This window comes from Alkalihalobacillus sp. TS-13, from assembly GCF_019720915.1.
In the GTDB taxonomy this organism is placed as follows: Bacteria; Bacillota; Bacilli; order Bacillales; family Fictibacillaceae; genus Pseudalkalibacillus.
Map to the genome: position 1 here is coordinate 1,503,902 of NZ_JAHKSI010000001.1, position 13,554 is coordinate 1,517,455.

The window sequence follows — 13,554 nt, forward strand, 5'->3', positions numbered from 1 at the left end:
AACGATGATGAAAGAATGTGTCAGTTTCTCGATTCCAGTTTTACAAGCTTGGTTTTTTCCTGAGTAGATGCATCCAAACTGGAGGGAGTTCGTGTGTTTCTAAATGTTCGAACTTTAGGAGTTTAACTTTTTTCGGTATTGTGGGAGCAACTTCAAAAACCAATTTATCTTTTCCGACAGTGATGTGGGGACCGACCACCGGAGTGACTTCTAATATGATGACAAAATGAAATTCGCGAAATTCATTGATCCGATTTACTTTCTTAACTTCAATCTGGTATGGGTAAACGATCGGGTCCTTTTTCAAATAAAATGAATAGTGATCCGAAATAGCTTGATCAATGTGCGGTCCTAGAAACAACATGATCATATCCTGATACTGCAGCTCTGTTGAATCTTCTTCAGGAAATTCGACGGTATTTTTTGCATAAGAAGGTGTAATAAAAGACATTACAAGGAACAACATGAACACCACAAAAAATTTTTTCTTCATTTCGAACGAAAACCTTTCTGAACAGGGATGTTTTTAGGTTGCCTAATTCTCTCTCAATTATTTGTGTGGTTAACCAAGTTGACAATACAAAAAAGGGGGCGTTCTGGAAACGCGCCTCCTAATTGAAGTTACTTGAATTTTTTATGATGGAACACCGGTGCAATCTTATCGATTCTGTTCGTCCATATTCCGCCGCTATAGCCTTCGGGTAACCGCTCCAAATCCTCCACTGTATCAAAGCCTTCCGACCAACTTCCATCACCAGCGACCACAATGACTCGAGTATCGACTGCTTCAAGCCGGTTTAAGAACTTATCTGGCCATCCCCATAACCATGGTGCGATTTTTTCTGGAATATGAACCTGAGTTTGGTGACACGCCTTTGGAACATGTCCTGTCCACCCCACAGCGATATAAGGAATCAGACAACTCTTCAATGTAGTTTTTGACATGACCCTGGTGTCAGGAAGTTGATCCTTGAGTGCTGCAATCGGTTCATCCCCTCCATATACCGTGATCTGACTCTGTTGATTCTCTGAAAGATTTGAGAGATGTTGTGCCAGTTGAACTCCTTCTTCTGGATCGTTGCTCTTAATATGAATTAAAAACGACTCATCGGGAAAATGCGAAAGGACCTCACTCAAAGATGGCATCAAGCCGATTCCTTTACCCCGGAATGGATATGTCTTACCCTCATCTGCTGTATAACCATAACCAATATCAAACATTTTCAATTCGTCCATCGTATACTCTTTCGGCTCTCCTGTTGCATTCGTTCGACAATCCAATGTCCAATCATGGAAAACCGCGAATTGGTCATCCTTTGTTGGCCTTATATCAAATTCCACCATATCTGCTCCGGCATCGAACGCTGCTTCCATGGATGGAATCGTATTTTCCAGGTAAGGATGATCCGGTTCATGAATCCGTTCGGCCGTACATGTATCACCTTTGATTCCTTCCATACTGAAGGTTTGACTGAGTCCCCGATGCGCTAAGAGAAGTGGATCACCATTTCGTTCTTTGGTAAAAAACGAGCTATTATTCAGGTACATGAAAATTGCCAATAAAACAATGATGATCCCACTCCACTTCAATATTTTCTTAAACTTCATTTATGTATCCCCCAACAAAAACACTTCACTGTTTCGATAATATTCCAATATGTTTATGCTGCCAGTTTCGTTCCTCAGCAATTTCATTTGAATCAAAGCTAGTAATGTAGGCTGCAGCTTACCAGCAAATTCAGATACACCGTACCGCCTTGAAGGCGCTTTGATCTTACCTTCGCATCCGTAGCACCAAAAGTATTATATCTTGATCTTGTTGCAATTGAGTTTAATCCATTCAAGATAATAGTTCAATAACCCCTGGGTTAAGAAATCGAATGAATCGGGTGCTTTTTCAAATAACCGCTGTACATCACCAATACACTTCCATTGATGTCCTGAAGCTTCATCATTAGCAGTTAATTCCCCTTCTTCCACTTCACATCTGAAAATAAAACCTATTGAGTCTACAGGGCCTTGAATCGTCTGATAAACAAAAAATGGGGTTAACCCTTCAATTGTCGTACCATTATTAGAATAAACCTTTTGATTCGTCCCTTGTTTGATCTCCTTAATTTTCAATCCCGTTTCTTCGAATACCTCTCTATGCAGCGCATCTTCAATGGATTCATACTCTTCGATCCTTCCACCTGGTAATTCTAATGCTCTTGGCTGATTCGGTTTATCTCTCATTTGGACTAAGATTTCTATTTCCGATCCCCTTTTCCTTTCTATAATGGCTCGGGCATTCACATACACTACTTTTTCCCCCTTTGTAGGATGAAATGAATTTATCGACCTATTCCTTTAATATACGTTTCAAGGATCGCATTCAAAGATTCGGTGAGATCGACTTCAAGATTGAATCCTCCTCTTTTCTCTAAATCGACCAACCCATGAAGGAGGCTTCTGATTCCTCTGATGATGTGGATCATCTCTTTTTCATTCAATGCGTAAATGGTCAACGCTTCTTTCGTTAAATTAACAATTGATTCACCATAGAAGCGGACATTCTCAGCGGTTGGGTCAGGCGCCGATAACGACGCTTCATAAAACCCTGGATAACGATGAGCGAATGTTACATAGGCTTTTCCGATCTCCCTGATCTTTTCCTGCCCGTTTTCCTTATTTTCAGCCGCTTTATATAAATGCTCGTTAAAAAGCTTCAAAGCCTGAACAGCCATCGCTTGCTTTATGTCTTCCAAGCTTTTGAAATGATTGTATAGGGAAGGTGGTTTAATGGATAGCTCTCTTGCGATATTTGCCATCGTTACAAAATCCATTCCTTCCAAGTCGGCGATTTCCAATGCTTTTTCCGTTATGATATCTTGATTCAATCGAGACCGAGTTGGCATATGTTCACACCACCGCTAATGATTTTTTTGCTGTTGAAATCGCCTGTTTCATTTCCTTTTCCGGGTTAATGAGTAGATTTCCATGACCTACCGCAAGAACGGAAGGTTTATTACTCAACAGACGTTCTGCCGAAACGATCGCAGCCTCTTTATTCCATGTAGCCATGGCTGGAAAAGGAAAACTCCAGCGCATATCACCTGATACAGCTACGCCGCCTTTCGTTTGAAAGGCATCTCCAGCAATTAAACTGTTCGTCCTAACATCCAGGAACGCCATCATCCCAGGTGTATGACCTGGTGAATGTATAGCTGTCAAAGAACCGATTTTGTCACCATCATGTAATAGAATATCCGGTGTTGTTTGAATGTTTTTCGGTACGCCGCCTCTGATCGGCAGATTCTCTTCTCCTTCTTCTAAAGAAACATCCCCTTTAAGAATCTTCAGTTCCCTTTCAGAGATCAGGATTTCGACATCGGAAAGTTCCTGTTTAAGGCCATCGAGCGCACCCACATGATCACTATGAGCATGGGTCAGCACAATTTTACGAATCGGCTTTCCTATATCACTTGCGGCTTTTAAAATTCCCTTTTTACTAAAAGGTAAAGCAGCGTCAATTAGTGTTAGAAACTTCTCTTCTTCAACCAAATAACAATTCACAGGGAAAAAATTCGGAAAGAAAGTAACCTGATAAACATCATTTACTTTTGTTATTCTCATAAGAACTCCCCCAAACTAATGGTATTAGTTCAATTATAACTAATACCATTAGTTATGCAAGATATTTTTAGATGGAGATTTATCGTGTCGACCCTCCTACGTTAATTGTTTTGAAAAAATCGTCTTACTACTAGGGATTAGGTCTTCCATTCTTATTTCAACGACTCCTATCTCTGTAATCGTGCATTCTTTTGGTTCAAATCGGTCATGACAATAGTTTAGCGTCTTGCTCATTGCTTCATCGTCAAGTCCGATCGCATATGTGCAATGGGGAGTCCAATTTTCTGGAAGATACAGTTCATTAGCATAAGCGGTATACTCTTGAAAATCCTTATAAAATTGTTGATGTATATTGAATAATTGAGTGGTCATCGTTGGCGGTGCAAATACAACAGATGTTGGAAAATCTCCTGACGGTGGAAACACGGATAGACTTTCAAATTTGACCTTAAAGGAGGATAACTTATCCACTGCATTTTTAAATGTTCGTATGTATTGTTCGATTGGTATTCCTGCATGGTAAACAGCTAAGGTAATATGAGGTCTTATTTCTTGAATGTCTGCCATTTTGGATGTAATCCCTTTGTTTTTCAACCCCTCCCAAATACTTTTCACATAACCTTCTGTATTTTCATCAAAAAATAATTCAACAGCATACTTCAATACATCACCTCTCCATTTGATTATGAATCAACTTTTGGAAATCTACCATATTGCTTCAATGCGTTTTCTAAAAAACAAATGTCATAACCCGTTTTTTCGTTTAACTTTGCGACCCATTCTTCAATGGTGTTTGATTTTGGATCGTTGAATAAACCTTCACTGGTACTTAGAAAGCTCTCCCAGTTGTAAAATTCCCAATGGGCTGTTTCGGTTTTGTAAGGAACCCTACATTCCAATAATGGTTTTGGGTTTATTACATTTTGTGAGACTTCAGCTGCTTGCTTAAAATAATCCATTTCAATCGGTGTAATGTCATACACTTGATCAGAAACTTTACCATTCGGTCTATAGTAAAGAATTTCTATGTTCTTTCTACTCGGTCTTACCTGGATTTTTGCAGCTGGAAAAAAGCCACTAAGCTTTTCAGCTGTATAATCCTCAGATTTTGTATCAATTAGAATCGGTTTCAACCATTGGTCTCCTAAATCACACAAAAACCGATTGCCGAATTCATCCAGAGCCATCACTGCAACATGAGCTTCTTCAGTTCCTAGATCATGACCAATAGGGTATGCCTCAATCCCATCCATTTTAAATTCATCCAATAACCAGAGGGCAAGGTCAAAACAATTCCCTGTGATCCCATACTGCTCCCTATGCTCTTTCATTTGAGAAACATCTCGTTGCTTCTTTTTACTTCCCTTATTGTAAACCCATATTTTCGTTAACGTTTCCATTGGGAAACTATCAAATTTCCTCCAGGTAGAAAGAATATCTTTCGGTGGCAACATACTCGAATAACACTCCTTTTAAACTTCTCTAATTGAGGAAATCAACGCAAAGATTATTATGTATTATTTCTTTCATTTGTTCACCTGGTTCAGGTTAGCTTTCTTTTGAGATTTCCAGGTGAGCATCATACAAGGGACACCTGCCATCATACTGGCTATAAAACTCCAAAGAATATAACGCCATTCTCCAGTAAAAAAGGCTACTCCAATAAAAAATACTAACTGTCCTACAAGTGCACACCAAGAAGCTACCCATGCCAGTGTTAAGTTTTCTTTCATAATCTCACCTCTAATGACTCATATAGGAACTTCAATACCAATTATTTCAAATAAATGGTGTTTACTCAATCTTTTTTCCAGTGTTTTTTGGATTCATTCAACTACAACCTTATTTGCCCTTTATCATAGAAGAAAGCTGGAGAGCGAATCCCCAGCTTCATTTCTTTCTATTAAGTTTTAACTAGTGGTTTTCTTCAGCTGTCATTACGTCTGCTTTCGTTACGTGGACCGTACCAAATGGATGCTCAGGCGGCGCATAGATCGTATACAGTTTAAGTGGTTTTCTTCCCGTATTCGTTAAATTATGCCATTTACCAGCTGGCACCATGATGGCATAATCATCATAAACCCTCTCTTCAAAATCCAATTGGTCTTCGCTATCGCCCATTTGAACCAAACCTTGCCCCTGTTCAATACGTAAGAATTGATCGACCGTAGGATGAACTTCTAAACCGATGTCTTCTCCGACACCGATACTCATCAAGGTAACTTGCAAATTATTCCCTGTCCATAAAGCTGTTCGAAACGTATTGTTTTGCTGAGTAGCATCCTCAATATTCACCACAAACGGTTCTGTTCCATAATCCTTTAACTGAATGCGGTTATTTTTCTTTGAAAGAAAGCCAATACGTCTTACATGTTCCATCTCGTCATGACAAACCCGATAAAATACATTGTGAAATGGTGAATATTGAGTAAGTATATAATTCTTACGCCCTTCTTCATGATTCTCTAACTCTGCTTCGTATGCTTTTTGTAATCCCTCTCTATAAGTGGTGAACGGAACTTGGTCGATTTCATAGTCAGGCTGTTTACCAGTCAGCACGCTATACAGATTCGTGAATTGTTTCAAGTGCGCTTTTTCATCTTCCAAAGAATGAAGAATGACATTTTTATCGTTTTGATTCGGAGCAACATTTGCTAATCGGCTATAAAGATCAATCGTTTCAGCTTTTCCTTTTATACCAGTATGGATCGCTTCTACAATTTGTTGGCCGTTCCCTTGAGGGGTTCTTTGCATCAAGGAAGCGTTATTCATCTGGGTGTTCATATAACCTGGATACTGGAGCATATTTTGAGCATAGTACATTTAACTCATTCCCTCACAGATATTTAAATATCCTATGCACTATGCCTAGAGAATGTACTTCACGATCTTAAGCACCTGTCAGCTCATTAGGTTATACTCATACCTTTCTCCACACTTGATCCAATTTATCAGCATAGAACCGAATTGCTTTCTCATATTTCTTTATTTCAGGGTCTGTTGTGGTTTCGATTAAGCTTTTCAGAAGCAATTCCATAGCGGTTTCATGCTCGTTAAGGTTATGCAAGGTCATGGAATAGAAAACTTGGAGTGCTCTGTTCTCCGGGAATGATTTCATCCCTTTTTCAAAAATGGTTTGAGATTTTTCATAGTCTCCTAGCGTGCGATATGTACTTCCCAATCCTAATAAGGCTCCTTCCAGGTCTTCTCCTGAGAGTCCAGTTTCGATCGCCTTTTCATAAAAAGGAACGGCCTTTGCTTGGCTTTCCTAGTATGTCGAAGCTCCATGCACACTGGTAGTTGATGACCGGATCATCCGGATGGTTTTTCACCAATTCTACAAGAAGGCGATTTGATTCCACCTTCTGGTCTTCTTTGCGCAAATTAACGGCTCGTTTTAGTTCTTTTTCCATGCAATCTTCCCGCTCTATTTCCATATTTTTCTGTATTTCTTTTTATATTTTTCATCTTCAACGGTCTCAATCAAGGTCATGGCTGTCTGTTTGATTTCCTCATCTCCAAGTTCTTCATATAAATGCTTTAGGTTTTGGAGGATATCCGAACGGATCAGGGTATAGTTCTTTTCATCCAAACAGTTATGAAAACGATGCACCAAATGATGGATGACCATCTCTTTTTGTGCGGGTCCCGCGAGCCCTAATCTCCAGATTGATTGCAGGCTGTGTCTTGCGGTGACGAATTTTTCATCCTTAGTTACAGCCCAAAGCGCCGGGAAATCATCAAGCATCCGATTTTCAGGATCGCTTTTCGCTAAATTGGCAAGAAACTGAGCGGCTCTCGATCGTTGATGGTTGTCCGGGTGTGTCAAATCTTCTTTCAACTCGTCCCAGACCTCATACGCCCAGTCGACTTCCTGCTTGGTAGCCTCAAGGATTTTTTGGTACGCGTCATATTGTACTTGTTTATCCATTGATTGCAGGTTTTCGAATTGTGTTTGGATGTGGTTTTCCATTTGTATCACCTCTTGATGAATATACTTCGATAGCCTTAAAACTGCCTCCTTCTTTTATAGAGCGGTTTTCATTTATAAATAACGGATGTCGAGGATGTCTTGCAGTTTGAGGTCATGCCGGTCACCGAATTCATCGACAATCCGCAATTCTTTCCTGACGGGGTCGGCGTAATGAATGTCACCGACGAGAATACGGTATTCAAAATTGTCAAAATAGACGAAGGATAGCGTCTGGCTATACGCCATCGCCTCGTGGATGATTTCATTCATTTCTTCAAGTTTCTGTTCATCGAGCTCTGGTTTCTTCTTCACGCGATCTTCTTCCTTCCAATCCCTGAGCAGCTTCACATGATCCGGAAGCATCATCGCTGTCCATTTGATGTTGCCGCGATCACGAATTCCCATATAGCTGACACTCCTTTCTACGCTTTATGTCCACCGACAAGACGGCTGCGATGTCTTGCGGTTCCAGCTGGTGTGTATGATACTGCACGTAAAAGGGAGTCCCCGCCGTACTTTTCGCGGATCTGGTCCATCGTGTAGCCGAGGATCCGCTTTTTCGGACGGTCGAGCTCGAACAGGGAAAGCTGCATCTCATCATCCGGACAAACATTCGAAAGGGTGATTGAAAGCTTACGGACGGTCTCACCTGTATAAAATTCATCAAACAACTCAAGGCAAACGCGATAGATGTCCATCGTGATGTTCGTCGGCTCGGCAATCGTCCGTGACCGATGGAATCCGCCGCCGGCTTCATCTTTACTGTAACCGACACCGAGGCTGATCGTACGGCCCGCCTTGCGTGCTGTCCTTGCACGCCTGCCGACCTCTTCACACATTTCGAGGATGACGTGCTGCACTTCTTTGCGGTCTTTATAGTCACGGAGCAGAATTTGGCCTTTTCCATAACTGATCTGTCCTTGCATGATTGGAGCACCGATTTCTGAGAGATCCACACCCCATGTATGATAATAAAGCTGGTTACCCATAACACCGAATTTCTTTTCAAGCATCTTCAATGGATAGTGCGCAAGCTGCCCGACAGACATGATGCCCATCCGGTTCAACGTTCGCTCTAAACGCGGACCGATTCCCCACATATTGCTGAGCGGAGAAACCTTCCACAGCTTCCGTTCCACGTCGTCATACGTCCACTCTGCAATCCCTTTTTTCTTCGCTTCAAGATCAAGGCAGATTTTCGAGAGCAGCATGTTCGGTCCGATTCCGATGGCACATGGCAGGCCGTATTTTTCCCAGATCTCTTCCCGGATCCGGCGCGCAACCTCCCATCCATCTCCCCAAAGGCGTTCGGTTCCATCGACCTGAAGGAAACTTTCGTCAACGCTGTACGTATGGATGGAATCTTTCGGTACGTATCGGTTGAACAAACGTGTCAGATCAGTCGAACGTCTTAGGTATAAGCGCATCTGTGCATTGACGACATGGATGCGCCGATCATCGGGTACCTCGAACAACCGGCTCCCTGTACGAATCCCGAATTCCTTCTTCATCATCGGAGAGGCTGCGAGCACGACACTTCCCTGTCGTTCCGTATTTCCTACGACAACAAGATAGCATGTCAAGGGATCGAGTCCCATTTCTACCGCACTGCAGCTTGCGAAAAAGCTTTTCATATCAATACAAAGGATCGTTCGTTTTTTAAAGGTCGAATAATCAATCTCCATCCTCAGTCACTCCTAACAAGAACGTTTGTTCTATATCTTATGTCTTATTGTAAGCGAATATACGTTCGCTTTCCACTGGAAATTTTCACCGAGGACCTATTTTTTGTAAAATAAATTGCGTTGGATAGGGTTATAGACCTAGAGAGCACCGATAAAATCCACCTGTACACGAACAAAAAACGCTGTACCAGGTACACCGTTTTCGAGTAACGTAATCGAAATATTAAGGTCGTGAGGATTTAAACCAAAAAAACTTTAAAATTTAACGGACACGAGAGACCTTATTTGATCCAAAACACCATATTTTTAAAAATAACGGACACCAGAGACCTTAATTCCCGAAAACAAAGAAAAAATGAGAGGTCTGTTCACAGATAAGGGCTCTGATGTCCGCTAATCTTAGGAAACAGCCCTTTTTGTAACAAATAAGAGCGCTGGTGTCCACTAATTTTCAATGGTTCACCAGCAAAGCCCAACCTTAAGGCTTTTTGAGATTCTTCTTCATTGTTTCGCCTCATGCAAAAGATCGACGAGATGCACGGCTTCCAGACGGTCCTCCAGTCCAGCGCGTTTTATCCCGAGACGCATCTGGATAAGGCAGCCGGGGTTCGAGGTAACAATGACAGCCGAACCCGTCTTCTGGACGTCCTCCATTTTATGATCGAGGATCTGCATCGACATCTCCTTTTCGATCAGATTATAGATGCCCGCAGAACCACAGCACATACCAGCATTACGAAGTTCAACATAGTCCACCCCATCAATATTTCGGAGCAGTGAACGCGGCTCAGTGTGTACCTGCATGCCGTGCTTCAAATGGCAGGAATCCTGATATGTCACCTTCTGCTCCGGTATTTTATAGGCGTTAACGGTATTCGCGGCTGCCACAAGGCTTGAAATGTCTTTTATTTTAGCTGAAAAGGCGGCTGCTCTTTCTTTCCAGCCAGGTTCATCCTTCAACAGATGCGGATACTCGACTAAAAAGGCGCCGCAGCCTCCTGCATTCGTCGTAATCTGCTCGAATTCGCCTGATTCGAATGCGCGGATGTTTTCTTTCGCCAGCTCTACAGCTTTTTCACGATCACCAGCATGCGCGTGCAACGCCCCACAGCATGTCTGCCCAGCTGGGATATCAACTGAATGCCCTGTACCTTCCAGCAAATCGACGGTATGCTGATTTGTTTCCAAAAACAACGCGTCCATGATACATCCACGGAAAAGAGCAACATTCTGATCGGCATCACGGTCTGAGGATTTCAATTGCCTGAATGGAAAAGGAGCTTGTGGCAATGCGCCTTCCAACTCGAACATCGATGAAGAAAATAGCTTCAACAACTTAGTCTTACGGGCCAGCCGCTGCATTCCTGACTTCTGATACAGCCATAAGAAAAAGATACCGCCCTTCAAAAGAAATCGGTTCGGAATCAACGTATGTAAGAGAAACCGCTGGGTCACCCGCTTGAAAAAAGAAAGCTGTTTTTGTTCAGCAACGATTGCTCTCGCATCTTCCAGCAATTGTCCGTATTTGACACCAGATGGACAGGCTGTTTCACATGCACGGCATCCTAAACAGAGGCTCAACTCCCGCTCGAAACCTTCATCCGGTTCGATCACACCATCCACGACTGCTTTCATCAAAGCAATCCTTCCACGTGGAGAAGAAGATTCTTTCCGGTTCGATTCGATGAAAGTCGGACAAGTCGGCTGACAAAAGCCACAACGGGTACAATTCAACAATTCATCATAATCCATTCGTTCTTGGAATTCTTTTTGTAATGTGGACGTTTTCGTCATGACTTGATCACAATCCGTTTCCTTGCATTTTCCGTAAACATTTTACCTGGATTCAATAGGTTATGTGGGTCGAGAGCCTGTTTGATGCCCTTCATGACCTCGATTCCGCTTTCTCCGATTTTCCATGCAAGATACGGCGCCTTCATCATTCCGACCCCATGTTCGCCGGTGATCGTTCCGCCCAGGTCGATCGCTTTTGCGAAGATTTCTTCAAATGCTTGCTCAACCCGTTCCATCTCTTGTTCATTACGAATATCGGTCACACATGTCGGGTGTAGGTTCCCATCCCCGGCATGTCCGAACGTACAGATCATCAGGTCATATTTCTCCGCTACCTCGGTGACAAACCGTACCATTTCTGCGACGCGTGATCGTGGAACTGTCGCATCCTCCAGGATGGTCGTCGGCTTCAGCCTTGACAAAGCCGTCAGTGCGGTCCTTCTTGCAGTCATCAATTGTTCTGCTTCTTGATCAGTGGCAGCAACCTGAATCGAGCTTGCGCCATTCATTTCACAAATCTGCTGGATACGCTTGATGTCTTGACGGACGCTTTCCGCATGCCCATCTTGTTCAATCAACAGGACTGCCTCCATATTCGTCGGGAGACCGACGTGTGTAAAATCTTCAACCGCCCTCAGCGTTCCTTGATCGAGAAATTCGAGGGTCGCGGGGATGATTCTTGAAGCGATGATATCCGAGACGGTCTGTGCTGCACGCTCGATATCTTCGAAAAGAGCGAGCATCGTCTTCTTCGTCTCCGGTTTCGGGACGAGTTTTAAAATCGCTTCGGTAATCACAGCGAGCGTACCTTCAGAACCGATCAGCAATTTTGTCAGATCATAACCTGCTACATCCTTCGCCAACTTTCCTCCAGTTTGTATGATCTCTCCATTCGCCATAACCGCAGTCAATCCAAGGACATAATCCTTCGTGACACCATACTTCAAACCACGCAATCCCCCAGAACACTCGCTTATGTTTCCGCCGATCGTTGAAATTTTCATACTGCCGGGGTCCGGCGGGTAAAACAAATTCCGCCTTTCTACTTCCTCGGAAAGGGATTGGGTGATTACACCTGGCTGGACTGTAGCGGTCAGATTTTCATCGTCGATTTCTAGGATCGATGCCATCCGGTTGAAGAGCAGGACGATGCCACCTTCAGTCGGTACGGTTCCAGCACACAGATTTGTCCCTGATCCTCTTGGCACAATTGGAACATTGAACTCGGTGCAGAGGTTCAACATTTTACTGATTTCTTCAGTAGAGCCTGGTTCGACGATCAGCTCTGGAAGCGATTGATAATCAGGAGTTGCATCATATGAGTAAGACAACAGCGAAACACGATCTGAGTGGACGTATTCTTTACCGATGATTTCGATCAATCGTTCTACAAAAGAGGGCTCCAGCATAATTTTCTCCTCCTATGTTGTCATTTGATAGCGGCACACCGTTTCATGGACAGCTGTGCGCAATGCATTGATATTTCCTGGAATTGTTTGATGCAAACGGTTTGTAAGCAGGATGGCAACAGCCTTCGTTGGATGGTGGATGAACATCGACGTTCCTGTAAAACCTGTGTGTCCAAATCCTTCTGGAAAGACAGATGAGAATTCGAAGCCGAGACCGCGGTTCCCAACAAGGTTCGTTCCAGCAGCTTCAATGAATTTTGCATCGATCCCTGCTTTTTCTGCTAAATCAGGCTCTGTGTAGATCCCTCCGATTTTACAAACATCCTCTATATCCGCAAAAAGACCCGCATGGCTCGAGACGCCGTTAAAGAAGTAATGCGTGTTCCCATCGTTGACCTCTCCGCAAAGAGGCTCATTGGTGTTCCGCCAATTATCGAAGGATAGCCTCCGCTCCTCACACATGTTCATTTCGATCTGGTTGCCAAATTCCGTCGCCGCAACATTCCCTTGATCAACAGGTCCATAGGCCATTGTTTTTAAATTCAGCGGTTCTTTGATCAAACGGTTGAAGGCTTGTTCCAAAGGTTCACCCGTCGTTTTTTCAATCACCTTACCAAGCAAGATGAAGTTCAGATCACTGTAACCGACATTCTCTTTACAAAACACGTACGACTCGAACTTCGTCAGTTGTGAAAATAAATCCTGTCGATTTGTATAGAAAGGATGCCAATTCAGCAGCCCCGATGAATGGGTCAGAAGCTGAAAAATAGAAATCTCTTTAAAATGTGCTTGCAAAACAGCATTTTGCTCACCTAAAAGTTCATCCAAGTGTGTATGCAATTGAAAATCACCTTTACTGATCAAGCGAAGAATCATCGTGGATGTCACAATTTTGGTGAGGGAGGCAATATCGAATACGGTATTCATCGTCATCGGCAATTGGAGGGGTGCAATCTGTCTGAAACCGGCAGCTTTTGCATAAACTTGTTGACGACCCTTCGCCACCTTCAACACGCATCCGGGCACCTCTTCTGCTTTATCTAAAATGGTATCCAATTCTTCATTCATCCCCATCGAA

At 43.0% G+C, this 13,554-nt stretch carries 15 protein-coding genes and 1 pseudogene; all 16 read right to left on the bottom strand.

The annotated features are described in order from the left end of the window. Window positions 1-40: 40 nt before the first annotated feature. Window positions 41-466, bottom strand: a complete 426-nt coding sequence (locus KOL94_RS07520) for a DUF3888 domain-containing protein (RefSeq protein ID WP_260412241.1) — start codon at window positions 464-466, stop codon at window positions 41-43. 155 nt (window positions 467-621) lie between these two features. Continuing rightward, entirely contained in the window at window positions 622-1,608 is a 987-nt protein-coding gene (locus tag KOL94_RS07525) for a glycerophosphodiester phosphodiesterase family protein (protein ID WP_221565364.1), read from the bottom strand. A gap of 195 nt (window positions 1,609-1,803) precedes the next feature. Continuing rightward, window positions 1,804-2,301 (bottom strand): NUDIX hydrolase, encoded by a 498-nt coding sequence (locus tag KOL94_RS07530; protein ID WP_221565365.1) that lies wholly within the window; start codon window positions 2,299-2,301, stop codon window positions 1,804-1,806. 32 nt (window positions 2,302-2,333) lie between these two features. Further along, complete coding sequence (locus KOL94_RS07535) at window positions 2,334-2,897, bottom strand: TetR/AcrR family transcriptional regulator (protein WP_221565366.1); 564 nt, start codon at window positions 2,895-2,897, stop codon at window positions 2,334-2,336. Window positions 2,898-2,901: 4 nt separating this feature from the next. Then, window positions 2,902-3,615 carry an MBL fold metallo-hydrolase gene (locus KOL94_RS07540; protein WP_221565367.1) on the bottom strand — a complete coding sequence of 238 codons (714 nt, stop codon included), beginning with the start codon at window positions 3,613-3,615 and terminating at the stop codon, window positions 2,902-2,904. 96 nt (window positions 3,616-3,711) lie between these two features. Next, complete coding sequence (locus tag KOL94_RS07545; RefSeq protein ID WP_221565368.1) at window positions 3,712-4,278, bottom strand: 2'-5' RNA ligase family protein; 567 nt, start codon at window positions 4,276-4,278, stop codon at window positions 3,712-3,714. A 20-nt stretch (window positions 4,279-4,298) separates the two neighbouring features. Beyond that, window positions 4,299-5,069 (bottom strand): hypothetical protein, encoded by a 771-nt coding sequence (locus tag KOL94_RS07550; RefSeq protein WP_221565369.1) that lies wholly within the window; start codon window positions 5,067-5,069, stop codon window positions 4,299-4,301. Between the two features lie 72 nt (window positions 5,070-5,141). Further along, entirely contained in the window at window positions 5,142-5,348 is a 207-nt protein-coding gene (locus KOL94_RS07555) for a hypothetical protein (protein ID WP_221565370.1), read from the bottom strand. A 181-nt stretch (window positions 5,349-5,529) separates the two neighbouring features. Further along, on the bottom strand, window positions 5,530-6,420 hold the full coding sequence (locus KOL94_RS07560) for a cupin domain-containing protein (RefSeq protein ID WP_260412242.1): 891 nt from the start codon (window positions 6,418-6,420) through the stop codon (window positions 5,530-5,532). 115 nt (window positions 6,421-6,535) lie between these two features. Then, a pseudogene (locus KOL94_RS07565) lies at window positions 6,536-7,028 on the bottom strand (tetratricopeptide repeat protein). 14 nt (window positions 7,029-7,042) lie between these two features. Further along, window positions 7,043-7,588 (bottom strand): hypothetical protein, encoded by a 546-nt coding sequence (locus tag KOL94_RS07570; protein ID WP_221565373.1) that lies wholly within the window; start codon window positions 7,586-7,588, stop codon window positions 7,043-7,045. 72 nt (window positions 7,589-7,660) lie between these two features. Then, entirely contained in the window at window positions 7,661-7,993 is a 333-nt protein-coding gene (locus tag KOL94_RS07575) for a YolD-like family protein (RefSeq protein WP_221565375.1), read from the bottom strand. A 17-nt stretch (window positions 7,994-8,010) separates the two neighbouring features. Further along, a complete protein-coding gene (locus tag KOL94_RS07580) occupies window positions 8,011-9,273 on the bottom strand; it encodes a Y-family DNA polymerase (RefSeq protein WP_221565376.1) in 1,263 nt (420 codons plus the stop codon). Window positions 9,274-9,774: 501 nt separating this feature from the next. Next, a complete protein-coding gene (locus KOL94_RS07585; RefSeq protein ID WP_221565377.1) occupies window positions 9,775-11,067 on the bottom strand; it encodes a (Fe-S)-binding protein in 1,293 nt (430 codons plus the stop codon). Further along, window positions 11,064-12,476: a glycolate oxidase subunit GlcD gene (gene glcD, locus KOL94_RS07590; protein ID WP_221565378.1), complete on the bottom strand. Its 1,413-nt coding sequence runs from the start codon at window positions 12,474-12,476 to the stop codon at window positions 11,064-11,066. The genes KOL94_RS07585 and glcD overlap by 4 nt, the downstream gene beginning before the upstream one ends. A 12-nt stretch (window positions 12,477-12,488) precedes the next feature. Continuing rightward, a complete protein-coding gene (locus tag KOL94_RS07595) occupies window positions 12,489-13,550 on the bottom strand; it encodes a serine hydrolase domain-containing protein (RefSeq protein WP_221565379.1) in 1,062 nt (353 codons plus the stop codon). Between the last annotated feature and the right edge of the window lie 4 nt (window positions 13,551-13,554).